Annotated in this window: 28 protein-coding genes and 2 pseudogenes; 14 read left to right on the top strand and 16 right to left on the bottom strand. The window is 37.2% G+C overall.

Annotated elements, in window-relative coordinates:
* Positions 1-96 precede the first annotated feature (96 nt).
* From MHH23_RS08850 to MHH23_RS08840, 3 genes are all read left to right on the top strand, one after another.
* Positions 97-432 carry a helix-turn-helix domain-containing protein gene (locus MHH23_RS08850; protein WP_340959335.1) on the top strand — a complete coding sequence of 112 codons (336 nt, stop codon included), beginning with the start codon at positions 97-99 and terminating at the stop codon, positions 430-432.
* A 96-nt stretch (positions 433-528) separates the two neighbouring features.
* Positions 529-1,179, top strand: a complete 651-nt coding sequence (locus MHH23_RS08845; RefSeq protein ID WP_340959334.1) for a hypothetical protein — start codon at positions 529-531, stop codon at positions 1,177-1,179.
* Between the two features lie 72 nt (positions 1,180-1,251).
* Positions 1,252-1,704: an ImmA/IrrE family metallo-endopeptidase gene (locus tag MHH23_RS08840; RefSeq protein ID WP_340959333.1), complete on the top strand. Its 453-nt coding sequence runs from the start codon at positions 1,252-1,254 to the stop codon at positions 1,702-1,704.
* Between the two features lie 59 nt (positions 1,705-1,763).
* Here MHH23_RS08840 and MHH23_RS08835 read toward each other — a convergent pair whose 3' ends face one another.
* Entirely contained in the window at positions 1,764-3,215 is a 1,452-nt protein-coding gene (locus MHH23_RS08835; protein ID WP_340959332.1) for a PIN domain-containing protein, read from the bottom strand.
* 84 nt (positions 3,216-3,299) lie between these two features.
* On the opposite strand from MHH23_RS08835, the pseudogene MHH23_RS08830 reads away from it, so the two are divergent.
* A pseudogene (locus MHH23_RS08830) lies at positions 3,300-3,704 on the top strand (sigma-70 family RNA polymerase sigma factor); the annotation flags it as partial.
* Between the two features lie 180 nt (positions 3,705-3,884).
* Here MHH23_RS08830 and MHH23_RS08825 read toward each other — a convergent pair.
* Both MHH23_RS08825 and MHH23_RS08820 read right to left on the bottom strand, forming a co-directional pair.
* The gene (locus tag MHH23_RS08825; RefSeq protein WP_340959331.1) at positions 3,885-5,030 is read right to left on the bottom strand and encodes an FRG domain-containing protein; all 1,146 of its coding nucleotides are present in this window, start codon (positions 5,028-5,030) and stop codon (positions 3,885-3,887) included.
* A 207-nt stretch (positions 5,031-5,237) separates the two neighbouring features.
* The gene (locus MHH23_RS08820) at positions 5,238-6,788 is read right to left on the bottom strand and encodes an SIR2 family protein (protein ID WP_340959329.1); all 1,551 of its coding nucleotides are present in this window, start codon (positions 6,786-6,788) and stop codon (positions 5,238-5,240) included.
* A gap of 486 nt (positions 6,789-7,274) precedes the next feature.
* On the opposite strand from MHH23_RS08820, the pseudogene MHH23_RS08815 reads away from it, so the two are divergent.
* Positions 7,275-7,580 (top strand): annotated as a pseudogene (locus MHH23_RS08815) (sigma-70 family RNA polymerase sigma factor); the annotation flags it as partial.
* Positions 7,581-7,692: 112 nt separating this feature from the next.
* On the opposite strand, the gene MHH23_RS08810 reads toward MHH23_RS08815, so the two are convergent.
* The 4 genes from MHH23_RS08810 to MHH23_RS08795 form a co-directional block, all read right to left on the bottom strand.
* The gene (locus tag MHH23_RS08810) at positions 7,693-8,208 is read right to left on the bottom strand and encodes an Imm6 family immunity protein (protein ID WP_144679298.1); all 516 of its coding nucleotides are present in this window, start codon (positions 8,206-8,208) and stop codon (positions 7,693-7,695) included.
* 15 nt (positions 8,209-8,223) lie between these two features.
* Positions 8,224-10,032 carry a ribonuclease YeeF family protein gene (locus tag MHH23_RS08805; RefSeq protein WP_340960137.1) on the bottom strand — a complete coding sequence of 603 codons (1,809 nt, stop codon included), beginning with the start codon at positions 10,030-10,032 and terminating at the stop codon, positions 8,224-8,226.
* 357 nt (positions 10,033-10,389) lie between these two features.
* Positions 10,390-10,806, bottom strand: coding sequence for an Imm1 family immunity protein (locus MHH23_RS08800; protein ID WP_041090814.1), 417 nt, complete (start codon positions 10,804-10,806; stop codon positions 10,390-10,392).
* A gap of 35 nt (positions 10,807-10,841) precedes the next feature.
* Complete coding sequence (locus MHH23_RS08795; RefSeq protein ID WP_159159831.1) at positions 10,842-11,267, bottom strand: NUDIX hydrolase; 426 nt, start codon at positions 11,265-11,267, stop codon at positions 10,842-10,844.
* A gap of 135 nt (positions 11,268-11,402) precedes the next feature.
* On the opposite strand from MHH23_RS08795, the gene MHH23_RS08790 reads away from it, so the two are divergent.
* Entirely contained in the window at positions 11,403-11,534 is a 132-nt protein-coding gene (locus MHH23_RS08790; protein WP_003217310.1) for a hypothetical protein, read from the top strand.
* A gap of 47 nt (positions 11,535-11,581) precedes the next feature.
* On the opposite strand, the gene MHH23_RS08785 is transcribed toward MHH23_RS08790, so the two are convergent.
* The 4 genes from MHH23_RS08785 to MHH23_RS08770 form a co-directional block, all read right to left on the bottom strand.
* Positions 11,582-11,773, bottom strand: coding sequence for a hypothetical protein (locus tag MHH23_RS08785; RefSeq protein WP_340959326.1), 192 nt, complete (start codon positions 11,771-11,773; stop codon positions 11,582-11,584).
* Between the two features lie 96 nt (positions 11,774-11,869).
* Positions 11,870-13,282, bottom strand: a complete 1,413-nt coding sequence (locus MHH23_RS08780) for a polysaccharide deacetylase family protein (RefSeq protein ID WP_340959324.1) — start codon at positions 13,280-13,282, stop codon at positions 11,870-11,872.
* A gap of 154 nt (positions 13,283-13,436) precedes the next feature.
* Positions 13,437-13,991, bottom strand: coding sequence for a hypothetical protein (locus tag MHH23_RS08775; protein ID WP_024718788.1), 555 nt, complete (start codon positions 13,989-13,991; stop codon positions 13,437-13,439).
* Positions 13,945-14,547, bottom strand: a complete 603-nt coding sequence (locus tag MHH23_RS08770) for a GNAT family N-acetyltransferase (protein ID WP_445285657.1) — start codon at positions 14,545-14,547, stop codon at positions 13,945-13,947. Before MHH23_RS08770 ends, MHH23_RS08775 begins: the two co-directional genes overlap by 47 nt.
* Before the next feature lie 287 nt (positions 14,548-14,834).
* Here MHH23_RS08770 and MHH23_RS08765 point away from each other — a divergent pair, with 287 nt between their 5' ends.
* From MHH23_RS08765 to MHH23_RS08745, 5 genes are all read left to right on the top strand, one after another.
* The gene (locus MHH23_RS08765; RefSeq protein WP_017358050.1) at positions 14,835-15,161 is read left to right on the top strand and encodes an uberolysin/carnocyclin family circular bacteriocin; all 327 of its coding nucleotides are present in this window, start codon (positions 14,835-14,837) and stop codon (positions 15,159-15,161) included.
* Between the two features lie 299 nt (positions 15,162-15,460).
* Positions 15,461-16,999: a hypothetical protein gene (locus tag MHH23_RS08760; RefSeq protein WP_330546952.1), complete on the top strand. Its 1,539-nt coding sequence runs from the start codon at positions 15,461-15,463 to the stop codon at positions 16,997-16,999.
* Position 17,000: 1 nt separating this feature from the next.
* On the top strand, positions 17,001-17,501 hold the full coding sequence (locus MHH23_RS08755; RefSeq protein WP_039167181.1) for a stage II sporulation protein M: 501 nt from the start codon (positions 17,001-17,003) through the stop codon (positions 17,499-17,501).
* A 21-nt stretch (positions 17,502-17,522) separates the two neighbouring features.
* A complete protein-coding gene (locus MHH23_RS08750) occupies positions 17,523-18,068 on the top strand; it encodes a hypothetical protein (protein ID WP_045034088.1) in 546 nt (181 codons plus the stop codon).
* Positions 18,061-18,729 (top strand): ABC transporter ATP-binding protein, encoded by a 669-nt coding sequence (locus tag MHH23_RS08745; protein ID WP_024718783.1) that lies wholly within the window; start codon positions 18,061-18,063, stop codon positions 18,727-18,729. The genes MHH23_RS08750 and MHH23_RS08745 overlap by 8 nt, the downstream gene beginning before the upstream one ends.
* 52 nt (positions 18,730-18,781) lie before the next feature.
* Here the strand turns inward: MHH23_RS08745 and MHH23_RS08740 are convergent, their stop codons facing one another.
* On the bottom strand, positions 18,782-19,075 hold the full coding sequence (locus tag MHH23_RS08740) for a CotD family spore coat protein (protein WP_008342559.1): 294 nt from the start codon (positions 19,073-19,075) through the stop codon (positions 18,782-18,784).
* A gap of 184 nt (positions 19,076-19,259) precedes the next feature.
* On the opposite strand from MHH23_RS08740, the gene MHH23_RS08735 reads away from it, so the two are divergent.
* Together MHH23_RS08735 and MHH23_RS08730 are read left to right on the top strand one after the other, a co-directional pair.
* Entirely contained in the window at positions 19,260-19,577 is a 318-nt protein-coding gene (locus MHH23_RS08735; protein ID WP_024718781.1) for a hypothetical protein, read from the top strand.
* A gap of 36 nt (positions 19,578-19,613) precedes the next feature.
* On the top strand, positions 19,614-19,826 hold the full coding sequence (locus tag MHH23_RS08730; RefSeq protein ID WP_017367657.1) for a hypothetical protein: 213 nt from the start codon (positions 19,614-19,616) through the stop codon (positions 19,824-19,826).
* Between the two features lie 36 nt (positions 19,827-19,862).
* On the opposite strand, the gene MHH23_RS08725 is transcribed toward MHH23_RS08730, so the two are convergent.
* The 4 genes from MHH23_RS08725 to MHH23_RS08710 all read right to left on the bottom strand — a co-directional run bounded on the left by MHH23_RS08725 (position 19,863) and on the right by MHH23_RS08710 (position 25,050).
* Positions 19,863-21,203: a sugar porter family MFS transporter gene (locus MHH23_RS08725; RefSeq protein ID WP_007501378.1), complete on the bottom strand. Its 1,341-nt coding sequence runs from the start codon at positions 21,201-21,203 to the stop codon at positions 19,863-19,865.
* An 84-nt stretch (positions 21,204-21,287) separates the two neighbouring features.
* On the bottom strand, positions 21,288-22,709 hold the full coding sequence (gene araA, locus MHH23_RS08720; protein ID WP_340959320.1) for an L-arabinose isomerase: 1,422 nt from the start codon (positions 22,707-22,709) through the stop codon (positions 21,288-21,290).
* 17 nt (positions 22,710-22,726) lie between these two features.
* The gene (locus MHH23_RS08715; RefSeq protein WP_007501382.1) at positions 22,727-23,431 is read right to left on the bottom strand and encodes an L-ribulose-5-phosphate 4-epimerase; all 705 of its coding nucleotides are present in this window, start codon (positions 23,429-23,431) and stop codon (positions 22,727-22,729) included.
* On the bottom strand, positions 23,425-25,050 hold the full coding sequence (locus MHH23_RS08710) for a xylulokinase (RefSeq protein WP_330546955.1): 1,626 nt from the start codon (positions 25,048-25,050) through the stop codon (positions 23,425-23,427). Before MHH23_RS08710 ends, MHH23_RS08715 begins: the two co-directional genes overlap by 7 nt.
* Positions 25,051-25,322: 272 nt before the next feature.
* Here MHH23_RS08710 and MHH23_RS08705 point away from each other — a divergent pair, with 272 nt between their 5' ends.
* Positions 25,323-26,435 (top strand): GntR family transcriptional regulator, encoded by a 1,113-nt coding sequence (locus MHH23_RS08705; protein ID WP_039167175.1) that lies wholly within the window; start codon positions 25,323-25,325, stop codon positions 26,433-26,435.
* Positions 26,436-26,437: the final 2 nt, after the last annotated feature.

Genomic DNA, 26,437 nt, shown 5'->3' with positions numbered 1-26,437 from the left:
GTCAATGCCCTTTGCGCTTTTTTGCTACATTTTTTCTTTGTAGCTTTTTGCTACGATATAATGTACTCAACCTTTAATTTGAAAGTAGGAATAACTATGTTGGGTGATAGACTTAGATCCCTGAGGGAAAGACATAATCTGACTCAAGAACAAATTGCAAAAAAAATTGGCATTTCACGAGGAACATATGCTCATTATGAGATAAATAAACGCCGCCCTGACTATGAAACGCTTATTAAAATAACTGATATTTTTAATGTATCTCTTGATTTTTTATTAACCGGAAAAGAATTCGATAGCTCAAATGAAGATATGTGGAGAGAGCTTTTAGATCCAAAAACAGAACTTTTCTTTAAAGATTTGAAAGATGCACCCGATGATAAGATTGAGGAATTAATACAGTTTTGGGAATTTATTAAGAGCAAAAAATAATCACATACTTGTATATAAACCTTTTTATGCAGAATGAATTATTTGATGAATTTGAAGGGATATTCAAGTTATCAGAAAGAAAAATAGGGGGAAGCTATGGGGAAAAGATTCTTATTCTCAATTTGTTTATCATTATTTGTACTTTTAGTTGGATGTAATTCAACTAAAACAACTGATGAATCTTCGGCAAAACCACAAGAAAATGTTTCAGACAAAAAGGAAAAAGAAACAAAAGAAGAACAGACAAGTGACAGTTACAAAGATGACGAGACAGGAGAATTATTTAATTACTTAAAAAGCCAAGAAAAAATTGAATCACAGAAAATGGGCCCGCTCAAGATAAATTTTGAACATGTCAACATAATGAAGTTGTCAAATATTCCTGATGACCGCCTAAGCGACTATCAAAGTTTAACGGATATTCAATTAACAAACCCTTTTCATTTTATTGATATAAAATTTTCTGTAGAAAATACAGATAAAGAGACCATCAATTTCTCTGGTATTAGTCATGTTATTTTAAATACAAAAGAACAGATTAAGATGAGCAGTAATAATCTTTATACAGATATTGAGCAATATGATATGAAACTTTTTGGAAATGCGAAAAGAGAATATCAAGTTGCTGTTCCTTTTGAATCTGATGTTTCCAAAATTAAGAGTATCAGACTTGTATTAGATTCACCATTCGACGAACATTTAAATAATGTTGCCGAAAAAAAAGAATTAACAGTTGATTTAAAATAAATGCTCATTAAGAGTATTTATTTTTTACTCACAAAAAGAACAAATGTTCTCATTTAAAAGGAGTTGCTTTAGTTGGAACGTATTTTACCAAAAAACACAACACACTTAGATGACTGGATCGAAGCATTCTATCATCAAATCAACATAACAAATCCATCTGAACTTGATCTATTAGATATCGCATACCGCTCCAATTTAAAAGTCGAATTCTTAAACATCAGCAGCCGGTACTATGCTGGAACTATTATCATCGATAATCGCCTCAGTCCTCAAGAACAGTGGCAAGATTTTGGTCATGAACTTTGTCATGCGCTTAGACATGAGGGAAACCAACTAATCATGCCCCCACTGTTTAGAGAGCTGCAGGAAATGCAGGCGAAGCGTTTTGCATATAAGTTTTGTATTCCGACATTTATGCTTAGAAAAATTAAACTCACTACAGAAAATGATTTAATCAAAGACATTTCCTTAGCTTTTAAAGTGACTTATAATTTTGCTCGTAATAGATTACTCTATAGGGTTTAAAGTGAAAAATGGCAAGGGAATTAAAGTATCCTCGCCATTTTTCAACCCATACTTCTAGATCAAATTGTATCTTTTATTTCATTAATCTTTTCTTTACATTCTTCAATTTGGGCAATTATGAATTCAGATACCTCTTTCACTGTATCTATAACACTCTCTAGACCACAAAGATTTATTTGTTCACCAATGCCCTCTGGAGAATCATAATCATTCAAACCACTATACCCATAATATATATCTATAGATCCTTTTGCATTCTTATTTGTTATAAAATTCGTCACAGTAATATCTAACATATCACTCTCATCATTTTCAGGGAAAATCTGTCCTTGAACTTCAATCATAAAATTATTCCCTTGAAAATCTCTTATTTTCAATATTGGTTTATTTAAAGGGAATCCTTCCAAATATTCAGAAGGCTCTCCCATATCAATGTCAATATCGATTTTCTCTGAAGTCCATTCTAAAATAGCCTGTTGATAAACTAATTTATCTTTATTTAAAGTCGTTGTATTAATATTAAAGGAATTCATAACTTCTTCTAATTTTTCATAATTTAACGATTCTATATACTTTTTAAAATTATTATATGTATCCTCAAAAGAGTTAAATTGTTCAGATATTTCCTCGTGGCAATTCAGTAATTGACTAGCAAAATCAATTACTTCAGAATCATTAGCTAATATATTTGTCCAATCTGCGTTTAAAGATGTAATACCTAGTTTTTGACGAATAGAATTAAGTTCGTCTTCATAATAACTTTCTGCAATTAGTTGTTCTAAGATTCCAGCATTTTTTATTTCATCTTGAAAATCCTCAATTAATGTTTTTGTAAAATATACTCTATAATGAAATTCCTCTTCAATATTTAACTTTTTAATATCCTCCTGAATATGCTGATGTAAGATTTCCTTATCAGTTTCCGATGAGAAGTCCTTAGTATTGTTTGATACAAAAAATAGTTTATTATTCTTTTTATGATCACTTATGTACTTAATAAGTGATTCAATAATAACTGCATCACCCAATGAATCTTTTCCTTTCTCATTAAAAGGTTTTTTCTTATACAGTTGTCTTTTATATGCTTTTTTAATAACATCATCTGTTTCTTTAATAATAACCGTTGAACTATGATTAAAGATATTCTCTAATAATTTTTTCGCACCTTGAACATACTTTTCTTTATTTCTTGTATACTGTGTTATTAGTTCATTTATATTAAAGGTTGCTGCATTCTTTAATTCCTTGAAGCTTTCCATTTCTTCTGCATTATTTATCCAATATAGACCATCAATATTTTTTTTAGCTTCTTTTAATTTTTGATATGTTTTATCAATCTCTCTTTCCACATTCCTTTCAACTTCGTTTATTATAATTTCAGGCAGTACTAACTTGATCTCACCATAGGACAACAACTTCATCATTTGCTCATATGACTCAGGCTTATGTCCATCATCTCGAGATACAATCATATTTATTAAAACATTTGTGTCTAAACTTAAAAATTTCAAATTAATTCCCCTCACTCACTTAAAATAAGACTTATTATCAGTATCGGCTTATTTGAAACATTTTAAATGCCCCCCCCTTTTGACATTAATAATGAAATCCTCATGCATTTACGCGCACTCAAAAAAACAAAAAAAGACGTCTCTCTGCATGACCCCATCGGTCAGGATAAAGAAGGAAATGAAATTTCATTAATTGACGTCTTAAAATCAGAAAATGAAGACGTGATTGATACCATTCAGCTCAACATGGAGCTTGAAAAAGTAAAAGAGTATATCGACATTCTCGACGGCCGGGAAAAAGAAGTCATCGTCGGCCGGTTCGGTCTTGATTTGAAGAAAGAGAAGACGCAGCGGGAAATCGCGAAGGAGCTCGGGATTTCGCGGAGCTATGTGTCCCGGATTGAGAAGCGCGCGTTAATGAAGATGTTTCATGAGTTTTATCGGGCGGAGAAGGAGAAGCGGAAGAAGGAGAAGGAGAAGGGGAAATGATGTCGTAGAGGCCGGTCTAAAATTCCGGCTTCTATTTTATTCCACTTCCCTCAACTTAGTAAACACTTACTATCCTTTACAAACCTTTATTTAAAACATCTATTAATTTGATTATACCTTTCAATATTTATTATTAATTCTGGTCAGAAATTGAGCATAGAATAACACGGTATCTTCAAATTATAAAAGTGTATCATAAAATTCTGATATCACACTATAATCATCTGAATATTTCCAATAAGTCTCTCCATCTTTTGATTCTCCAATAGGAAGAGGCTTAAATAAATCATTTAATGTAGATCTAATCCATTGAACTTGTAATATCCAATTTATCTTTCTATAATCTTTACCATTTTTGGCTATGTAGAGATACACTACGTCATTTATTCTTTTATAATCATCTATTATAGATTTACAAATCTCTTCAATTTGATTTATCTGTAAAGGCTTTTCTAAAATAACCATAAGAGATACACGTTTGGCCGCACCAGTAGATACATCGTCTGATTTAACAATAGTATAGAGGTTTTCTTTACTATAATTGCTGTATTTGTACTTTTCTCGAACATAATCACCTACTGATGGTAATTCAGGGTATATAAATGCTTTATTTATCTCTATATTATCTAACTCTTCTTTCACCAGTTTCTTATATTCATAAGGGATTCGAATTGTTAATGCCTCAATGCCACTTTCTAATGGCATAACCTTCTTCATAAGCGTATGATCAGAGAGCACTTCGGAACAACAAATAGCAAAGGTACCTTTTTGTTTGTTTATTCGAATATTTGTGCTGTCTTGACTTTGACCATACCTAATAAATGCAGGTTTGGTTGAATATTCAATTATTTCAAAAACAGTTATTTTTTCTCCATAATGTTCTTCATACTCTTTTTGTATATTAGAGTGGCTATAATCAACAATTTTAGCTAACAATGAAAGAAGACGGACATGTTTACTATCTTTCATTAGGCCTTTAGTATTAAATACATAAACAAGCCCATCATTAGGATCATCGACGTTTTCTACTGCAAAAAATAATGCTACTAGTGGGTCTACAGTTAAATCAATTAAACGAGTAGGAATATTATAGTGTTGCATTTTAGCTAAATAATCAATAGGTTCATTTAAATGTTCGAACTCATTTGGCATTATCTTTACTGAATCCAAATATATTTTAGCTTCATTCATCATAAAACCATCGTCTCTTGAAATACTGGAACTGATACTGACATATTGAGATAATTGACCTCTATAATATGTTTCTTCTTTTGAATATTTTTTTATAATCTCTTTGAACTGCCATAAATTATTAACCTGCTCCATGTCAAACTCCTTTAAAGAACAAAAAGTTTAGTCTCTATATAGGCAAAGCCGTTTATTTTTTTATTGGATATGCGACTATCCTATCTGAAGCTTGATTTCATAATTAAAATCATTTTGTAAGGTACTTATAATGCAATATCACCAACTAGAATCCAGTTAATTATCATTAGATTTTAAATTGAAACGTCTGAAAATTCACAATAAAAATTATGCGAATTCTCCACTGAATTTTAACCAATCATAGTACTTTACAAGTTTTCTTATAGAAGTTTTTTGAATATCATTACCTGTATCAAGTAAATCTAAATTTTCTAAAATGATTTTTTTAAAACGATCTAATTCATCAAGAATTTTCTCAGGTCTTAAATAAACAAGCTGCTGCACCATTTTATAATCATGACCATAAAACTTCTCCAATTCTGATATAGATTTAAACTTTTTATTCATTAAATCTATGCAAGTTTGTTTACACAATTGGTCTTGTTTAGTAACTCGTCGTTTTAATATCCTTTCATCAATTTCATTTTCCTTTAATCCACTTTTATAAATAAAATAATGAACCGGTAAATACGTTCTTCCTGACGTTAATAAGGTTCTTTTTATAATTTGTTTATAATCAAACTTAAAATCACCCACTCCAACAATATCTCTAATTAAATCATCATTTTTATGACTATCGTATCCTATTATTGATTGTTTTACTCCTGCTCCATAAACAAATTGAATATTTTCTATAGAGTCTTCACTAGTTAAATCCGAGACATATATTTGTTCTTTTGGGTCATCAGTAACTAAAAGCTCATACAAATGAGCTTTCATTTGTCTTACCAACTTGGCTGGAAATTTCCTCTTATTTTCTGCCAATGCTTTATAAACACCTTCAAAATCAGCTGTTTTCATATAAGTCATATCAATAGTACCGTTTGGCAAAGGAAGTGGAGAAGTAGTATAAATAAATTCTCCTTTGTTTTCAAAATCACATTCTAAGAAGAATATTTTATTGCCAAACTTTAATAAATTATCTTCCCCAATGCCATAAACAATGGAATCAAGTATCTCCCTTATATTATCATCTTTTATAGAATAACCAATGAATATAATTGGGTGTTCTATAAAAATAGTTGTCAATTTTGAAGCTAGGTAATGGTTTCTTTTATTAAAAATTTCATAGTCTTTGCTATCAAAAACCATTGAGTTAGGCTCTGATACACATCCATGTATCTTAAATATTTCACCTACATTCATTACATTTGAAAACAATAACTCTTGTTGTCCAATATATTTGTTGAACCCAAAAATCTCTTCAGATAAACAATCCCAATTGGTGGTTATAATTCCATCAATTGAATTATTTTCAACTATTTTCTTTAAAGCTTGAATTTCTTTAGTAATGAATTCATCTGAAGAAATTTTAAACTTTTTAATATATTCTGCTGTAACAAACTTCAAAGGTGAAGCATAACTTTTCACTTCATCCTCCATTAAAAGCCTTTGTTGAGAATACTTTTCGTTTTCCCACCAAATAGGTCTAAAATCTTTAGCAATTAACCTTGCAATTTCAGGCAAAAACATTGGGCTTTTTTCATCATAATCAACTTTGGAAACATATTGTCTATAACTCTTTCCTGTCCATTTCGTGCACTCCATTAATAACTGTTCCCATGAAGGTGTGCCTAAATATCTCCGTGAAAATCCAGAACCTAAGAATAAAAAGGGTACTCTATCAAATTTTTTAATATCCTCAACAAATCTTTTCATCCAGATTCACCTTTTTTAGTCAATTATAACATACGTTGGATTGCACCATTTTAATTTAAAAGAATTAGAACTTGTTTTTAAGACAGTATCAACAAACATAACGGTGTAAACACGTCTAACATTTCTTGTATTGGTCTTCCAATTCAGTTCTTCCTTAACAATCATATTTGACAGGTTAAAAAGCAACCCATGCGACAACTTTATAATGAAATTTTGGAAACCAGAAGAATTTAAAAATACGCCCACAGAAATATACCAAGGGACTCAAACCCTGGATATTATCGATATGCCCCTGGACAATTATGCCAAGGTGGAATACTACTCATATATGGTTGATCTTCAAGTCCGTGATAAGCACAATCGCCTAGTTCAGTGTATATCCACCACCTTATCTTGCCCTACAGGTAATTACCTTAGCTCTCACCGAGCAAAACAGTTAATTCTTTATCTCTTTAAAGTAACAAAAACGGATAACGTCTAGGAGTCAACGAAATTTCATTAATTGACGTCTTAAAATCAGAAAATGAAGACGTGATTGATACCATTCAGCTCAACATGGAGCTTGAAAAAGTAAAAGAATATATCGACATTCTCGACGGCCGAGAAAAAGAAGTGATCGTCGGCCGGTTCGGTTTGGACTTAAAGAAAGAAAAAACGCAGCGGGAAATAGCCAAGGAGCTCGGGATATCAAGGAGTTATGTATCCCGGATAGAGAAGCGAGCGCTGATGAAGATGTTTCATGAGTTTTACCGGGCGGAGAAGGAGAAACGGAAGCGGGAGAAGGGGAAGTGAAAATGAACTTCCCCTAACTTCTAACAAAAACAGACCTTATTAGGTCTGTTTTTTATTTTATCTCTAAGCTAATGTCTTTCTGTATTACTTAATAAAAATAGTTGTATTCTATTTAATCGCCTAATGGGAGATCCTCTTTGTTGATTAAATATAACTTGTTATCTTGATATTTGCTAGGATAATGATCAATTAGATACTTCGTTAGGGTTTTCAGTTCAGCTATATCAATCATTTTTGATTCTATAGCATTTTCCCAAAGTGTATTCAATGTTTCATCATCTATTATCTCTAGCACTTGCGGAACAAATTTTTTATTTTCTCGTTTATACGCTTGATAAGCTGTATAAGAAACCGCATCTAATACTGAATACCAGCCATATTGTTTTTGTTCATCTTTTTCTTTATTTGCGAACTCGGCTACATCCATATAATCTTCACTATCTATGTAGTTACATAAATCATCTGCACTTAACTCTTTACCAGAAAGCCATTTCCAGCAATCTTCTAGAGCTTTTTCTCCTATGTGGTAACCATCATCTTCTTTATCTATGAATGCATACATTTTTTCGGCTATTGCTAAGCCTAGTGCAACTTTAGCTTCTTCACTAATGTCATTTATAAAATCCATTCTATAGCCTCTTTTCTATTTTTTTATTTTAACGACATTTTCTGTAACACCATTTTTAACATCAAAAGATAAAGTATCTCTTGGGTACGGGACACTTGGATCTCGTTCTGATGTTACTTTTATTTTCAATTCAGGATAGTGATCTGTCAGTTGCTTGAATATTCCTCTTTCCTCACTTGGAACTTGATCAAACAAACCTTTTGTACATTTATTACAAACTCCATTTGGATTAGATTGATGGATATTTAGTATACCTTTTATCTCTTCTGGTTTCAGTCCTGCTTTTTTGACTGCATCCTCAAATTCTGCTATCACACCTTCTTCTGCATGATCCATAAATTGAGCATGCCCTCTAACTGATCTTTTATATGGTGCCTTAATTTTCCGATCAGGATAAACTTCATCTAATGAAGGAAGACCTCCTTCTTTCCTAACTTTTGGTGACCCACCTTCGAAAACGCTACGTTCCAAACCTCTAACGTCTGTTTTACCTACAGCAACAGTTTGAGTTTCTGGAACATTCCACTTTTTCCTTAAACGATCTAAATCAGTCTTTCCTATACTTGCTTGATTAAGGTGGGTGCTTTTTTGATTGATTCCCATTTTGCCATTAAACCCTTTCGCACCAAATGGCAAAAGCATCCCCAGTGCCGCATTCATACTAGCTTCCTGTTGTTCTTTCGAGACTTTATTTCCAAACATATCTCGACCCGTAATCGCTTCGCTGAAGCCGTTTGTTGCGGTGAGGCCATATAAGCCTTTTTGTGATGTTTTCAACGCATCGAAAGACTTCTGTGATGTCTTGTAAATGTCGACCGCTCTTACTGCGGCTGAGGTGGCTTGAGTCGTTTTATAAACGGCTTTACCGCCTTTGAAAATACGTCCTGCCCAGCCGACAATCGGGATGTAGCCTGCTGCTGCCATGCCGCCTGCGGCGACTCGCTGTCCTGCGGTGAGTTCTTCACCTGTGATCGGATCGACACCTGTTGCGGCACGTTTTGCATCGTTCACGCCTGTCAGTTCATTGACGATATTTCCTCCGTAATCAAGAGCTTTTTCATACCACGGACGGTTGGCTAGCGCTTCTTGTTCCTTTGCAATCTTGCGGGCTTCTTCTTGATCTTTTTTGATTTTTAGATATTCAGAAGTTTGCTTCTCAATATCGCTTTTTGCCTTGTAGATTTCGCTATTTTGATACGCTTTCTTGTCAAAATTCATAGGCGAAATGGATTTTCCGTCATTTGTGGCATTGATCATTTCTGCGTACAATGCCATTGTAGCCTTCTCCTCAGTCTCTGACAAAGCATATTCATCTTTTAGATTTTGATCAAGTTCTATTAAATCTTTAACCGTTTTCTTCCGTTCATCTTCCGCATCTGCAATCTTTTCGTCAAAGGTTTTACTATCAAATACTTCCAGAGAAATGAGGTCATCAATATCTTGAAAAATCGTTTTGAGTGCCTTTTTTTGATCCTTCACGATGCTTTTGGCATTCTTGATTCCCATATGTACAGCGTTGTCTAAAAAGTGTTCTTCTACAAAGGTGTCGCCGCCAAAATTTGTATCATCAAGCGTTCCAGAAACACCTTCATGAAAGGCTTTTTGTTTATCAATGAAGCTAATAAACATGTCCACATTTCCGGCGAGTTCTTTGTAGAAGCTTTTAATGTTATCGGCACCTTTTCCAGTGAAGTCGTCACCGAGGTTGGCAACACCTTGAAGTGCCTTTTTTAAATCTATCATTTGTTCACGGAGTTCCTGATAGTGTTTTGCCCTTGTATCCATGGCACTGGTTAGTGCTTTTGCATCAAGTATCTTTCCCAGAAGAATTCACTCCTTCCTATTCATTGACAAGGTCAATTTTACCAACACAGGGTTTGCCATGAAATAGGAATAAAGATACAAAAAAACAGCACTTAGATGATTCAGAGTTCTCGAAAATTCAAACTTGTAATAAAGTAAATTCTTCAATTATTAGCCCTACATCATTCCACTTGTAATATTCTTTTAAGGTGTTAATGCTCAACTATTTTATTCAAAGAAATTATCATTTTCCTATCTAAACTCTTAAAAAACACGCCTTCATAATCAAAACCATGTTCATCATACCCTACATGTAAATGCATAGTTTCATCTAAGTTATGTAGCTTCTCATATGTACTCACTTTCATCTTTCTCCCTCTAACTTTTCTTATCATACTGAAAATCAATATCCCTCAACTCAACCCACTCAACAAGATCAGGCACCTTTTTTGTCGTCAAAAAATGGTGAACGATTTGATAAGCTTGATTCCGATCGACATAGCTACATGACGGCACATACAATGGGGCGCCTGCGACCAAATGCTCGATCGTTTCAATTTTTTCTTCCTTTTTAAAAGGGACCAAAAAATTTGGATATCTCATGATCAAGAATCCATACGGTTCCGTATAAAAGAAAACTAGACTTTCACTTTCCCAATCTTCTTCTATCTCAATAGAAGATTCTCCGTTACCTTGTTTCCAATACTCTTCACCCTCCTGAAAGAAAATTCTTTTCATGAATTCTTCTCCTGGATTTGCTACTGGAGCTCCCGTGGGGCCGTAGTATAAAAACATCTATGTCTCTCCTTCATGCCTATATCAATTTGGATTTAACCAATTGTTCTATTTCCCTCAAAATCATAAAAAGCTTGTGTTTGTTGGTTTAATTTTAACATGTGATATAGTTTTGGATTTAGCTTTTGAAAGGTTTGAGAGCTGACCCATTTTACTTCTTCAATATCATGATCAGGATCTAGAATGTTCATCTCTCCCCCGATAATTTCCGCAAAGAACGTAATGATAAGTGCATGATGCTTTTTGTCTTGAAAGAATGCTTCTCGAACCGAATGAATTTCATTTACTTTGCAAACATACCCTGTCTCTTCATTCACCTCGCGGATCACGGCTTGATGCAGGTGTTCGCCTTTTTCTACAGCGCCACCAGGCAGTTCCCAATATCCCTTTACATTTTTAACTGCTAAAATATTTTCTTCCGTATCGTAAATAATAGCTGATACTACATCTACTCGTTTCAAATGTATCTACCTCCATCGCTCTTTGTTTACATCAATTGTCGAATAAATAGCACGAACTGTTCAATTCAATACATTCATTATACGGTATCCTTGATACAAGCAAAAAGAAGCATTCAGAAGATTGGAGGCCACATTATGTGGATCATCATCATTTTACTGATTGTCCTCATTGGGTTTACTGGGAATATCGTTTCTTTATTAAGACAAATGAAAGAATCAAACGAGAAAATTATACAACTGTTAGAACATCAAAAACCGAAAAAATAAAAACCTCACTCTTTTAGAGAGAGGTTTCTTAGCGTACGCAAGTATTCTTACCGTTTCTCATGAAACAACATATTTCTGATTCGATGAATATAATGCAGCGCAATATGAACGAGACAGAACATAAGCCCGATCATCGCAAGTATATAGATGGGCAGCATCAAACCAGGTACATAGTTAACAATAAAACCCAAACAAAAAGCTGTCAGCATATATAGGCTAATCAACCTCATGAATACCATCCGAAGCCCTCCCTTTCTACACTCACTTTAACATGATTTCCCTTTATTTTCATAATATGCTTAAAAAATGCGAATCTACTAAGATTCGCATAATCATTACGTATTCAATTCACCTTTCTTCTCACGCGCTTCCTTCCACTGCTCAAGCTCAGACACCGTCAATAATTGATATCCTTGTTTGGTGAGTTCTTTGATAATCGTGACGGCTGCGTTGGCTGAGGTGTCATAGATGTCGTGCATTAAGATCGTTTCACCGCTAGATGCATGAGTTAGAATGTAGTTCGCGACGTATTGGCTGTTTCGATATTTCCAGTCTTCAGGATCCACATCCCAAAGGGTCACTTTCATGTGAAGAGCTTCGTTGATTTGCCCATTTGTCCCGCCATATGGTGGTCTAAAATGAGTCGGTGTGAACCCGCTCGCTTTTTCAATGATTTGCTGCGTGTCTTCTACTTGTTTGACCGCTTGTTTTAAAGGAAGTCTTGTGAGCAAAGGGTGGTTATAGGAATGGTTTCCAATTTCATTTCCACCCTTTCTAATTTCACCTAGCATATCGGGATAATACTGAACCCTGCTGCCTAATACAAAAAATGTGGCATGTCCTTTGTTCTCTTTTAATGCTGTTAAAATTTTTGAGGTCGTTGATGGATTGGGCCCATCATCAAATGTGAGTGCAATGGCTTTTTGATTCGGATGAAATGTGGATGTTTTCGGCAGTTTCACAATCTTTCTTGTTGGAATCGGTTCTTTTTTCTCGTTTTTGTTCATTTCTTTCTTAATATATTCAGGTTTTAATATTCCTTTCAGCAGTGTTTTCTTAATCGCTAACACTTGAGGGCCATGATGATTTGGAGCGATTTGTCCTCTTGGAAAGTAGAATTCAATAAAACGATCTTTGATGGCAAAATACTGATAGTTCTTCGCCACAGGAGACGTTCCCTGTTTGAGCAGCGGCTGATTTTCAGCTAGCGTTCGATCTTTTTTTAATTCCTCAAAAGTCATATGAGATAATTTTTGAAGATTGTCCTTCTTTGATAGAAAGATATCGTTGATTGATAAAAATGTCTGTTTCTTGAAATCAAAGTTCATCACCTTCGTTTGATTGACGCCTTGCTTTCCGCCCTTCACTTCATATGTATTGAATTTGATTGCGACTGTTTGCTTGGCATAATGAATGATCTCATAATCGATGTTTAGTTCGTATCGTTTCTTTTCATTGACATCACTCGCTTGACTAAACGATGTTTTAAACCTTTCTAACGCGGTCTCTGCAAATCTTTTGATCTCCTGATCTAGTTTTTCTTGATGAAACAGCGGATAGTTGACAGCATATCTCATGAATTTCCCGTCATTCACAAGTGTGACAATTTCAACTTGTTTGTAGCTCGCATCTTGTTCTACTTTTTTTCTCTCTGTCCCGCTTGCTTGCTGATTATGATAAAATCCAGCGATTCCGATGACGATTGCAAGTCCACATAGGACGAGGCTGATCTTCCCTTTGATTGACACAATGATTCTCCTCTCGTGATGCCGTCATGTCTGGATGGCGTGTGTTTGTAGGATAGACTTTTCTCAGCCCCTTTTTAGTTTGCAAAAAACACATTTGTCACATTTTCGACATATTTCACAAGAGACATATAAAAAGGGCTTGATCGCTCAGCCCTTATTTTTGCATATACAGTTGGAATAACTTTGTTTCTTCATCAATAGAGCGTGCCTGGTCAAAAGCTGCTCTGACTGTCTTTGAGTTGTTCACCAGCTCATACAGCATGGTGAGAACAAAAATAAATGACGCATTTCCATCAATGTAGTCATCGGGCGCTGTATAGGATATCGCCCCTGTTTCTAAAAAAGCTTCTGCCACCTTTTTTTCGCCTAATGTACAGCCTGTACATATAATGTGGACTCCATTTAACGAAGCATACCGCTTTATGTCATCCGCACCAAAAGCAGCACCTCTCGGCTCACCCTCTTCGTATACATCTTCTCCTAACTCCGGTATGAGAAACGCTCCTTCTTCCCCGTGAAAGGATAAAAGAATGAAGTCCGTCTCGCCTCTATTTTTCCCTGATAAAACATCAATCAGGTCATTCGGTCGGCCTATCCAATGCATATCGACTTTTGCACCAAAGTTTTCAAGTGCGGCACGCAGCGCAAAGGATTCCAGCTCACTATTTGGTCCGGCTGCCAATGTGATGCGCATGACTGGCTGGCTCATTTATATCCCCTCCAAACGATGATAAACATAGCACCATTTTTTCCTCATCTACATAAGCACCATTTATTTTTAGTGCTTTTTCCTCTACCACATACGACTTAAATCCAACAGACTTGTAAAGATGTTTGGCTGAGTCGTTTGTTGTGACCACTGTTAAATACAGTTGTTCGATATCTTTTCTTTCGCGCGCAAAAGAAAGAACTTTTGTCAGGAGCGCTTTCCCAATTCCTTTTCCACGGCCATTAGCCTTTACATACATCGCTGCCACATTGGCACGGTGCTTTAATTTCTGCAAGGTTTCTTGTATGAGTGTAACCGAGCCGACCAGCTGACCTTGATGAAAGGCGCCGAATGCCCACATAGATTGTGTAGAGGCAAAACGAGCCTTATATTTATTCTTCGTATCTAGCTTCTCTTCCTCGTAACTCATAGCAAAACTCTCTGGATTTAATCGGAGTGCTTCTAATCTCAAGTTCGCATATTCTTGAGCATCTTCTGGTGTTAACAATCGAATATTCAGAAAATCGCCTCCATCAGAATGAATTGATACTTCCAATTTTATCTTGAAAAGAGATTTTGATCAAAGAATATTGGTTCATTTACATATAACACATTTCTTATAGACTTTTAGGCTCTCTTTCGTTTTTGTGAAAACAAGGTCATTTTGATCATGTTCACTCGATATTTCCTATCCAAAACGATTCTTTTCTCACTTATCTTTTCACTTTTTTTATATTAACCTATAACTAATTCATAAAAAAAAGAAAAAAAAGGATTGATATGAACAAAAACATATCATAAGATAGAATAGTAATAAAAAGACAAAAAAGGGAGGAATTTGATATGACAGAAACAAGAAATGAAATCAAACTACATGTTCTTTTTGGTGCTTTAGCAGTAGGATTCCTTATGCTAGCTCTTTTTTCCTTCTCGCTACAAGTACTGCCAGTTGCTGATCTAGCAAAAGAATTTGGTATTCCAGGCAGTGTTGCCGCTGTAGTTCTTAATGTGGTTGAAGCAGGTGGAGCTGTCACTACAATTGTCTCCATTTTAACTGCTGTAGGTTCAGGCGGTCTTTCTCTTATTGCTGCGGCTGGTAAAGAGACAATTCGTCAATACCTTAAAAACGAAATTAAGAAAAAAGGCCGTAAAGCCGTTATCGCTTGGTAATTTATTTAACGACTCAATAGAAGGAGACTCTGTTCTCCTTCTATTTAAATTTTAGTGCAGGTGAGAAGATGTTATATCCATTATTATCACTACTTCTATCCATTAGACTGGAGCAACAGTATTCTAATATCGCTCAGTTCGTTATACGAAAAATTCCATTTCTCAAGTCGTTTTCTTCAAAACAGTACATATTTTTTTCTTGTATTCTTGATATCATATTCGGATGCATGATTGTATTCGTTATATCTTCATTTCTTTACTCCCCCGTCTATCAAATAGAATGGGAAAGTGCTTTTGTGATGTTTTTATTTCTATTTTCTATCGTCAAAGGAATTGAATCTTATAGAAGAACTCATCTTCTTCCTTTTAAAGAATTGATACAGCTAGCACCTGTTTCCTCTAGACAACTTTTTCAAACGCTTCTGTTTTCAGAATTGATTTGGCTTGTGTTTACGAGTTTGAGCACTTATTTGATCTATTTTTTGTTCCAATATGATATTGTTCAAACACACGATCTGGCATTCTGGTTAAAACATGTCAATGTGATGCTGACAAGTATCTTCCTATTTATCATCAGCAATAAGATATTCGGTGCTTATATCTATAACATCGTCGTGAAAAAAATCGGGGCTATTCGTGTCCTCTTTTTTGCAAGCATCGCTTTGCTTTTTTTCTTATTCGGAAGGGTTCTCATATTAAACATCATTTTCCCTTTTTATCACACCTTCCAAAAACTTTTTCAATCAATCTCATCGCTTGCAGAGGATTCGTTTTGGATCACTCTTTCAAACAAGCTGATCTCTTTATATCAACATGATCTTCAGCAAATGCATCATACTTTATTTTCAGATGGCTCGATTTTTCTACAATTTCAAGCTCTGTTCCATTCACCTATTACATTGATTGTTGTGCTATTAGGTAGTGCGCTTGTCATGAGAAGTCCTGTTCGATGGATTCCAACGGAAAAAGATCAAGACCAAAGCTCAAAGCATTTTCGGGATTTATTTTATTGGTACTTTCAAGTACTGCATAAAATTCAGGGTTCGCTGTTTAGACAAAATGTGTTGATCCAAAAAGACATCAAGCTGCTGAAAGAAAAAAGGTGGCTCTTATCTAAAGAATTTTTTAATTATATGTTCATGTCATATGAAGCCTTCTTTTATATTGGTGTTTTTACCGGATTGATCTCGATCATCGATCATCAAGCCTTGCAAATTCAGCTGCTATTCACACTCAATATTATGATACTAGCGAATCAATCTTATGAGATGAGAATGCTGACACCTTCTATTTTTGCTTTAAGTGCTGAAAAAAAGAACATTTGGCTTTACGAGCTTTCTCAAATATCTCTTTTGCAATTTTTCTTATCAAAAATCCAGTTATTTTATTGTTTATTTTCCATACCAGCGCTCTTTTTACTATTCATTAATCTATCTATTATGACTGTGTATCAACTGTTTCATGTTCAGATGCTCATTCAACTGGTGGTATTAGGGGTTGGCTTTTTCATTTTTCCTTTGATTCAGCTTTACTTGTTTCCATTCACAACGAAATTCAATTTTATTCATGAGCATGAAATAGGGACAACAAATGAGGAACTAGAGATCATCGATAAAGGTCAGGCATTTGCAAGAAACTTTCTTGTTCTGCCTTTTATGTACTATTTGATTTTGACCTCTTTTCTCCCTATATTGCAGCAATCCTCAGGGCTCGTAAACGTGCTGTTCGCTATATATTTTGTGATCGTTTCAGTGATTTGCTGGATATTATGCCGCAAGACCATTTATAAAGGAATTGAGTATGTTGAAAAAAATAAGATATTTTCTATCGGAGAATAGATTGATTCTACGCCTCGGCTATCTTTACGCCGGTGTATTTATTGTAGCTTTGCTCATTGGAAGTCTCCTTCCTTATGATCAGATTCCTTATTTAAAAAAGGATGAAGACATGTTTTTTCTCTCTATTTTTTCAAACAATTTACAGGTTGGGCTTGCCATTCTAGGTATCGGGGCTTTTACTGGCGGCATTATGTCTGCTGGCATTCTTTTTTATAATGGCTATATCATTGGAAAACTCATTCAGTTTTTGATAGCTCAGCATGAAGTACAGCAGTTATTCACTGGCCTCATGCCACATGCTTTTGTTGAGGTTCTTGGTTTGATCCTATTTTCAATCGTCAGTGCTTTTCCATTTATTTATCTTTACCGGTTTATGAAAGGTAAGGCCATTGATGTAAGAAAGCTGACTCGGACTGTGATTCAGTTAATCTTTGCCGCTGTAGTGCTCTTGTTGATTGCCTCTCTTTTAGAGGAATATGTCAGCCATGTACATCTATCTTAGAAGAAAGGAGAATGTGGTTCTATGGAGCTACTTCTACGCCCTAAGCAATTTTTCAACCAACATCAATCGACCAAAACTGTTATAGGTTTAGTCTTACTATCTTTATTTGTTTCAACTGTTTTTTTAACATTTTTCATTATTGATTTGTTAGTAGAGGAACCATTATCTGCGGGAAAACAATTAGCCAGCATTGTGTTTATCTTTTTACTGACAATCCCACTTTATTTCATATTGAATTTTCTCGGTACTGTCGTGACTTCAATTTATATGTACTTTTTTCATAAAACGTTTATTTTGCGCAAAATGTATTTTGTCATCTTGCTTTATAATGCGTTTCTTCTATTAGTGAATAGCGCAGCAATCTATTGTGTGATGGTACTCGATTTAGATCATTATTTTATCTTCATCCAAGCGGTTTCGTTTTTGATCAACTTGTACCTTTTACGCATCCTTTATGATGGGATCATTTATTATGCTAAAGGATCAAAAAAAGCCGCCCTTGCGACCGTCATCTTGTATATGCTGGTGACCACCGTTTTTGTTATTGGAGGATTTATCAATGGCTAGTTTGCAAGTGTCTCAGCTATCTTTTCGTTATGAAACAACTGAAGAAAGCTCTCCCCTCCTTGATCAAGTATCCTTTCATCTGAAAGAAGGTGATCGTGCTTGTATTATCGGAAAAAACGGCAGCGGTAAATCGACACTTTTAAAGATCATCGCAGGTCTGCTTCCTTCAGTATCCGAAACGGTTTTACTCAATGAACAGCATCATCCTGGGTCAGCTCTTTATAAAGGGTTGGTCGCGTACATCCCAGATAAGCCTTTGGTTTATGATGCGCTGACTGGTATCGAGCATATGACTCTTATACAGTCGCTATGGAAAATGAATCAGTCAGAAAAAGAGGTATACAAAAAGACCTTTCTCTCGCTTTGTGATGCATTTGATTTAACTCATGCACTTAAGATGCCTGTCAAACAATATTCACTAGGTATGAGATATAAGCTTTTCTTTAATTGTATGGCGGCCAGATCACCAGAACTAATCATTCTTGATGAACCTTTTACATCTCTTGATGAGGCATCTCAAATGCAGTCTATTTCTTTATTAAAAGAAGAATTCTCTGATCAATGTGTTTTATTTACAAGCCATCAGCGCTACCTTTATTCAGAATTAGGAAATCGTTTTTTCGAGCTTGATCACGGACAACTAAATGAAATAGAGCGTTAAACATACAAAAGGCATCCCATCACAGGATGCCTCACTTCTTTTCACCATTAAACTACCACTTACAGCGTTTGACCGGGCGGCAGCAAGGATTCTTGATATCACTACCACAGTCATATTCTTCCACAATATACTCATTTCGAGTAGATTGCGTCACAGGGTAGTAGTTTTCAATTCTTTTGATGTTTTTATTGACGTTTGTGATATGAGTTGGATGAATCTTTCTGATCGTTTGTTCATTTGTTGTCGTGTTGACAATTTGACGTGTAGGGGATACAACCGTTTCAACTTCTCCATGATTCCCTCTGCGAGGCCCAAAGAAAAAATTGTCTAATCGATTCCGGCTCATTCTCAACACCCCTTCAAGTTGTCTTTCACTTACACTCTATCGTATGTCAGAGGCACGATTAGTGATTAGATGCTTGTCTATTTTTGAAAAAGTCCGCTGGTGATCTAGTAGTCTCTTTCTTTACAATAGGACAATTTTAACATATTATACAAATGATCTCTTGTGAAGGAAAGGACATTCATTGATGAAGACAAGACATAAACTTTTTTCATTTTTCATCCTGCTCGTCGTAGTTATCACCCTTCCCTTGCTGTCGCCTATGGTTTTTACAAATGCGACTGAAAGAGGAGCGATACGGCATGCCATTTATCAAGAAGGCTACCCTTACCAAAGCTATTTTGCTATTTTGCAAAAAAAGGACGATGTAGACCCTCAATATGGTCAGCTGTATGATGTGTATTGGCAGGCTTGGAAAAGCGAGACAGGAATGACACCTTCCGTCTGTTATTCAAAAAAGATAGAAGACCATGAATATAAGGTCAGCTGCGGAACTGCACCATAACATTTTTCAATAACTTTAAAATTAGAGGTGAACGATTTGATCAACACAACACAAACCATCGAACGAAACAAACTGGACATTGCACTTGAACTGACGCAATTGCATTTGAATCGATATGAAGCAAATCATCCTGATCAGCTGAGTGAAATTTATGCGAAATATTATGCGCTTCTTGAAGTACTGGACGTATCCTCACCTGATCAATTAATGGATTTACTGCCAGATGAACTGAAACAAATACTTGATTAAAAAAGCCATCTATCCTGTGTGGATAGATGGTTTCCTTTAGACACGTGCAGCCATATCGGTTTCGATTTGTTCTAAGCTTCTTCCTTTTGTTTCGACTAATACAAAGCGCGTGAACAACAGGCCAATTAAGCAGATGACCCCAAATGAGGAGAAAATGACGCCAAAGCTGAATTGGTCAGCCAAGATAGGGAACACAAGGCCAACTGCTAATGATCCCGTCCAGTTAAAGGCAGAGGAAATGCCCGCTCCAATACCCCTGACAGAAAGTGGGAAAATTTCACCAATGATAATCCATGTGATCGGTGCCCATGAGAAGGCATAGCACAAAATAAAGCAGCAAAGTGAAATCAATGTGACCCAGTTTAATATGCCTTCACTCACTCCGAGCGCACCTAATGCCGCTGGTGCAAAGAAAGACAGGGCCATCCCCGTTCCCCCAACTGTGAGAATCGTTCGGCGATCGAACCGGTCGACGAATTGTAAAAAAATCACGGTCGTCACAACAAATATGACACCAACAATGACGGTAAAACCTGCGGCAACTTGCGGAGCAAGACCTACATTTCTTGCGATACTCGTTGCATAATACACAATGGAGTTCGCCCCCTGTATTTGCTGGAGTGTCGCCATTCCGACCCCAATAAAGAGAGCCATTCGGAATTTCTTTTGAAATAATTCACGAATGCCTGAGCGTTCTTCTTTTGCTACTTCTAAAATTTCTTGCATTTCTGCTTCAATCTCTTCACGTGATGAACGAAGTGATCCTAATACTTCACGTGCCTTATGAGCCATTCCGTGTTTAATTAAATATCTTGGAGATTCAGGAAGTTTCAGCATGCCAATATAAAGCACGATCGCAAATAAAGCAGCACTTCCCAGCATCCAGCGCCAGCTGTCTGGAATTGGTTCAAACACAAATGCGACGATATAGCTAAGCAATAATCCACTCACAATCATCAGCTGATTCAGGCCGGACAATTTCCCGCGAATTTTGGCCGGAGCGATTTCAGACATGTAAGCAGGCACGAGCGATGAGGCTGTCCCTACAGCTGTTCCTAAGAAAATCCGGGCAATGGTTAATGAGATTTCTTCTGGTGCAATGGCTGAGCCAAGCGCACCGACAAAAAAGATAATCGATGACACCAAAATGAGCTTTCTGCGGCCAAACTTATCCCCCATCAGACCGCTTAAAATGGAACCAATGATCGCCCCGCCCATTAATGAAGAAACGACGATGCCAAGCCATAACGGGCTGAGCTGAAATTCTTCCTGAATGTGCCCTTCTGCCCCTGCGATAATACCAATATCATATCCAAATAAGATACCTGCAAAGGACCCGAAAAAGAAGATAAATTTACTTGATACTTTTTTCTCCAAGTGGATGACCCCCCTCACTTAATAAACCGCTTTCATTTCTCCCTGCCATTCTACCGTTCACAGTAGAATGCATTTCACCCTTCTTTATAAAACCACATATTCTGCATTCACAAGCTTTGCAAAATGAACAATTTGATCAACTGTTAAATTGAGAGATACGACTGTATGATGCCCTCCGCCGTGCTTAATCCATGCTTTGATGCCATCTTGAAAGTTCGGTTTGATTTTCCAGAGGACTCGTGCCACCGGTAAATGAGGTGCTGCTTCCTGCGGCTCAAAGGCTTCCACTTCTTGAATCAACCATTTGAAATGTGTTCCAAAATCAGCAATGGAGACAACAACGCCCTCGCCTGCTTTTCCATCAAACACAAGACGTGCTGGGTCTTCCCGGTTTCCAATGCCTAGCGGAGACACGACAATGACAGGTTTTGTATGTGCAAGCGCAGGATCTACTTCTAGCATATGAGATTGCAGCACCGCTTCCTGACCAGCAGTCATTTCATATGTGTAATCTTCCATAAAACCAGTCGATTGATGATGGCTCATCACCTTTAATAAACGATCCAGTGCGGCGGTTTTCCAATCCCCTTCACCCGCAAAGCCATATCCCTTTGCCATCAGTCGCTGAACGGCTAAACCCGGAAGCTGCTTCATGCCATGTAAATCTTCAAAGTTTGTCGTAAAGGCATTGTAGCCGCCTTCATCTAAAAAACGTTTGATGGCAATTTCATATCGTGCCTGCACTTTCACACTTTGTTCCCATTCTTCTGCCGAATAGCTCCCATAATCCACGTCATATAATGTTAAGTACTCAGCAAACAGAGCATCAACTTCTGTTTCTTCCACAGCATTTACATAGTTCACAAGATCGCCAATTCCAAAGTAATCAACGGTCCATCCCAGCTGGATCTGCGCTTCAATTTTATCTCCTTCTGTCACCGCAACGTGGCGCATATTGTCACCAAACCGAGCCACTTTAATGTGGAAGCTCTCATGATAGGCAGCCGCAACGTCCATCCAATCAGCGATTTGCTGCTTCACCTCCTGCTTCGACCAATGACCTGCAACGATTTGGTTTTGCTTATTTAAACGTGCATTGATATAGCCATACTCTCTGTCTCCATGTGCGGATTGATGGAGATTCATATAGTCCATATCAATCGTGTCCCACGGAATGTTTTCATAGTATTGCGTGACGAGATGCAAAAGAGGCTTTTGCAAAAGAGACGTACCACGTATCCACATTTTTGCTGGAGAAAACGTATGCATCCAAGTCATCACACCGATGACCTCATCACGATAGTTGACCTCTTTCATCAGCTGTGTGATTTGATCCGCACTGACCGCCAGTTCCTGCAGAATAATTGGATAAGGCAGCAAACCGCTCTCATTTAAGGCATCTGTTATCTTTTGCGCATCTGCCTTCACTTGCTTCAGTGCCTCGTCCCCATATAAGTGCTGTGACCCAACGACAAACCAACATTCTTTCTTCTGACTTGTTAACATAGAAATCCCTCTTTTCTTTATCTTGAAGGTTTTTGTCCGTAATACGCATGTGTTCCATGTTTTCTTAAATAATGTTTATCTAAAATCACCTGCGGAAGAGGCTCTGCATATTCGTTCAATTGCTTTGCAAACAGGTTCATTTTCGCTACTTCATCTAAAATGACACTGTTCGTTACCGCACTTTTTGCATCTTTTCCCCACGTAAAGGGACCATGACCTTGTAGCAAAATACCAGGAACCGCCATGACATCTATTTGTCTTTTCTCAAACGTTTCAATGATCAGGTGTCCTGTTTCCACCTCATACCCGCGATTCACCTCTTCTTCTGTGAGAAATCGAGCGCACGGAACAGGTCCGTAAAATGTATCTGCATGTGTTGTGCCCATTGCTGGTAAATCAAGTCCAGCTTGCGCCCATACCGTTGCCCACATTGAATGGCTATGTGAAATGCCGCCAATTTCCTCAAAGTGTTTGTAAAGAACAGCATGTGTGGCAGTATCGGAAGAAGGATTGAATTCTCCCTCGACCACTTGCCCGTCAAAATCGACCACGACCATGTCTTTTGCTGATAATTTGTCATACGCTATGCCGCTTGGCTTAATGACAAACAGTCCACTGTCACGATCGCACGCACTGACATTGCCCCATGTAAATTTCACAAGTCCATACTTTGGTAGATCTAGATTCGCTTGAAACACTTCTTCTTTTAACCGCTCTAACATACAGGTGCCGCTCCTTTCTGTGGCGTGAGATGTTCTACTGCCGCTTTTTCTATCGGGAGTCCTTCTTGATAGCGCTTTATAAATTCCTCAAAACCTTTAACATCCAGTGGATCAGGATCAATAAGCTCTTCTAATGTATGGGCAAATACTTGATGCTTAAGAAAATGGCTCAGTGTTTGCTGCTGGTGATTGATCATATATGAAGCAAGGACCGCCATCCCAAACGCACCGCCTTCTCCAGCCGTTGATACGACGGATACAGGTGTCCCAAGTGCAGCAGCGACCATTTTTTGTCCAACTACTGGTGTTTTAAATAAACCGCCATGCCCTAGTAAACGATCAATCTTGACTTGTTCATGTGCTTTTAACCGATCCATCCCGATTTTCATTGCGCCAAATGCAGAGAAGAGATGTGTCCGAATGAAATTAGCAAGGGTAAACCGGCTTTGAGGAGATCTAACAAAAAGGGGTCTTCCTTCTTTTAGTCTCGTAATATTTTCACCAGAATAATAGCCATAGCTTAAAAGCCCGCCCCCATCATGATCTGCTTCTAAAGCTTGATTTAATAGGGTTTCGTACATTCTTTCTGTTTCAACTGGCTGACCCATTGCTTCAAACGCTTCTTTGAATAGATTCATCCAGGCGTTGAGGTCACTTGTACAATTGTTGGCATGAACCATCGCGACTGGCAGGCCATCTGGTGTCGTGACAAGGTCCACTTCTGGGTACACACCTTTTAGATGATGCTCTAACACAATCATGGCAAATACAGATGTCCCAACTGAAATATTCCCAGTTCTCTTTTCCACACTGTTTGTTGCGACCATCCCTGTTCCTGCATCACCCTCTGGCGGGCAAAAAGGGATACCCGGCTGCAACTGTTTGCCTTGGTCTAAAATCGCTGCTCCAGCTGCTGTTAACACACCAGCTTCTTCGCCTGCTAAATAGATGCGCGGCAAAAGATGACGAAGCTTCCACGGGTAGTCTTTTTCTGCAATCAATGCTTCAAATTGATGAAGCATCACTTCGTTGTAATCCTTCGTTTTTTCATCAATGGGGAACATTCCCGACGCATCGCCAATTCCGATGGCCTGCTTCCCTGTTAACAGCCAGTGAATGTAGCCGGACAAAGTGGTCACATACTCTAACCGGGACAGATGTTTTTCCTCTCCTAGTATCGCTTGGTATAAGTGAGCGATACTCCATCTTTCTGGAATATGAAATTGGAATAAATCTGTTAGCTTTTGACTCGCCTCGGTCGTTGTTCCATTCCGCCACGTTCGAAACGGGACGAGGAGCTCTCCTGTATGATGACAGGCGACGTAGCCATGCATCATCGCAGATATCCCGATGGAGCCAATGGTTTGAATCGTCACCCCATACAATTGTGCAGCCTGTTCTTTCATCTGACGGTACGCCACTTGAAGACCTGTAATGATCTCAATTAAGTTGTACGTCCATATTCCTTCTTGAAGAGAACTTTCCCATTCAAATGCACCTTGCGCAATTGGCTGAAACTCTTCATCTATTAAAATGGCTTTAATTCGTGTCGAACCAAATTCAATGCCCAAAGATGTCCTGCCTTCTCTAATGGCTTTGGCCGTCTCTTCACGATTCATTTTGTTCACCCCCATGATGATAGCGGTTTCAAATATCTATTTCGTTTGATCCATCTTTACCTGTGCACAAAAACAATATAATATTTGTACGTACATATGTCAATAATAAATATAGTTGTGCATACATAATCAGACAAAAACTTTCATATTCTCTAAGGATTAGACGGTAGACACTGCAAGCGCCTGTTTTTGATTAAGCAACCATGTTAAAATATGTCCATACAAGTTCTTCTCAATCCGAGTAGAGGATCAACTGTGAAAGAAGTGAAACGATGAAAAAGAAGTACCAGATCATTATGGATGATATAAAAAGCAAAATACTGACAGGGGATTACCGGATCGGGGAGCGTATTCCAACCGAATCAAGCTTACAAGAGATGTATCAAGTAAGCCGGCATACGGTGCGAAAAGCCATCTTAGAATTATCAAGTGAAGGTTTTTTACGAAGCGAAAAAGGCTCGGGCACATTTGTCACCAATCAATATCAAACAAAACCTGCTGGACATGCTCATATGAAAACGATTGGCGTCATCACCACATACATATCCGATTACATTTTCCCGTCGATCATTCGGGGCATCGAAAGCCGATTAAATGAAGAGAACTATTCTTTGTTACTGGCGAGTACAAATAACGATGTGGAGCAGGAGAAAAAAGCGCTTGAAATGATGCTGTCCTTTGGTGTGGACGGATTAATTGTCGAACCGACAAAAAGCAACTTATATAATCCAAATATTTCGTACTACCTATCCTTTAAAGAGCAGGATGTCCCGCTTATTATGATCAATGCCTACTATGAGCAGTTGGAGGTTCCCTTCCTTTGTTTGGATGATGTGAAGTCCAGCTATTTAGCGACAAAGGAGCTGATCACCTCTGGACATCAGCACATTGGACTGATTTCAAAAACAGATGATTTACAAGGAAAATATCGAATGAAAGGCTATATTCAGGCACTCGGTGAAGCGAAGCTCAATTTCCTACCAGAGCATGTCCTTTTTTTCGATACAGAATCGAAGCAGTATTTGGGGGATCATATCAAAACCTTTTTACAAGCGCACCAGCATGAGCTGACCGCTCTTGTTTGCTATAACGATGAAGTCGGGTTAGAAGTAGCAAATGTATGTAGTGAAATGGGTTTATCTATTCCAGATGATCTTTCCATTATTGGACAGGATAACTCGTATATTGCCCAAAAAAATGCCCATGTGAAACTGACAACGCTGACACACCCTCAAGAGCAAATGGGACGAGATGCGGCAGACTGGATGATTAAAAAAGTACAAGGGAAAAAGAATCTCCCTGATCAAACATTTTATGAGCCTGAACTCGTTCCTGGTGAAACGATTAAAGCGCTGAACGCAAGAAAAAATGAGCCCTCTTCATAGGA

Source organism: Bacillus sp. FSL K6-3458, from assembly GCF_038005045.1.
Taxonomy (GTDB): Bacteria; Bacillota; Bacilli; order Bacillales; family Bacillaceae; genus Bacillus; species Bacillus altitudinis.
The sequence above is the reverse complement of the archived record's forward strand: the minus strand, read 5'-3'. Positions and strand labels throughout refer to the sequence as shown.

Excerpts from the sequence above, each read along its gene's own strand:
- MHH23_RS08810 (WP_144679298.1), bottom strand. The coding sequence starts at position 8,208 with ATGGATTTTATAAATGACATTAGTGAAGAAGCTAAAGTTGCACTAGGC.
- MHH23_RS08790 (WP_003217310.1), top strand. The coding sequence starts at position 11,403 with ATGTGGATCATCATCATTTTACTGATTGTCCTCATTGGGTTTACTGGG.
- araA (WP_340959320.1), bottom strand. The coding sequence starts at position 22,709 with ATGTTAACAAGTCAGAAGAAAGAATGTTGGTTTGTCGTTGGGTCACAG.
- MHH23_RS08765 (WP_017358050.1), top strand. The coding sequence starts at position 14,835 with ATGACAGAAACAAGAAATGAAATCAAACTACATGTTCTTTTTGGTGCT.
- MHH23_RS08740 (WP_008342559.1), bottom strand. The coding sequence starts at position 19,075 with ATGAGCCGGAATCGATTAGACAATTTTTTCTTTGGGCCTCGCAGAGGG.
- MHH23_RS08745 (WP_024718783.1), top strand. The coding sequence starts at position 18,061 with ATGGCTAGTTTGCAAGTGTCTCAGCTATCTTTTCGTTATGAAACAACT.
- MHH23_RS08760 (WP_330546952.1), top strand. The coding sequence starts at position 15,461 with ATGTTTTTATTTCTATTTTCTATCGTCAAAGGAATTGAATCTTATAGA.
- MHH23_RS08785 (WP_340959326.1), bottom strand. The coding sequence starts at position 11,773 with ATGGTATTCATGAGGTTGATTAGCCTATATATGCTGACAGCTTTTTGT.
- MHH23_RS08820 (WP_340959329.1), bottom strand. The coding sequence starts at position 6,788 with ATGAAAAGATTTGTTGAGGATATTAAAAAATTTGATAGAGTACCCTTT.
- MHH23_RS08845 (WP_340959334.1), top strand. The coding sequence starts at position 529 with ATGGGGAAAAGATTCTTATTCTCAATTTGTTTATCATTATTTGTACTT.
- MHH23_RS08735 (WP_024718781.1), top strand. The coding sequence starts at position 19,260 with ATGAAGACAAGACATAAACTTTTTTCATTTTTCATCCTGCTCGTCGTA.
- MHH23_RS08825 (WP_340959331.1), bottom strand. The coding sequence starts at position 5,030 with ATGGAGCAGGTTAATAATTTATGGCAGTTCAAAGAGATTATAAAAAAA.
- MHH23_RS08800 (WP_041090814.1), bottom strand. The coding sequence starts at position 10,806 with ATGTTTTTATACTACGGCCCCACGGGAGCTCCAGTAGCAAATCCAGGA.
- MHH23_RS08710 (WP_330546955.1), bottom strand. The coding sequence starts at position 25,050 with ATGAATCGTGAAGAGACGGCCAAAGCCATTAGAGAAGGCAGGACATCT.
- MHH23_RS08850 (WP_340959335.1), top strand. The coding sequence starts at position 97 with ATGTTGGGTGATAGACTTAGATCCCTGAGGGAAAGACATAATCTGACT.
- MHH23_RS08750 (WP_045034088.1), top strand. The coding sequence starts at position 17,523 with ATGGAGCTACTTCTACGCCCTAAGCAATTTTTCAACCAACATCAATCG.
- MHH23_RS08715 (WP_007501382.1), bottom strand. The coding sequence starts at position 23,431 with ATGTTAGAGCGGTTAAAAGAAGAAGTGTTTCAAGCGAATCTAGATCTA.
- MHH23_RS08705 (WP_039167175.1), top strand. The coding sequence starts at position 25,323 with ATGAAAAAGAAGTACCAGATCATTATGGATGATATAAAAAGCAAAATA.
- MHH23_RS08775 (WP_024718788.1), bottom strand. The coding sequence starts at position 13,991 with ATGAGCCAGCCAGTCATGCGCATCACATTGGCAGCCGGACCAAATAGT.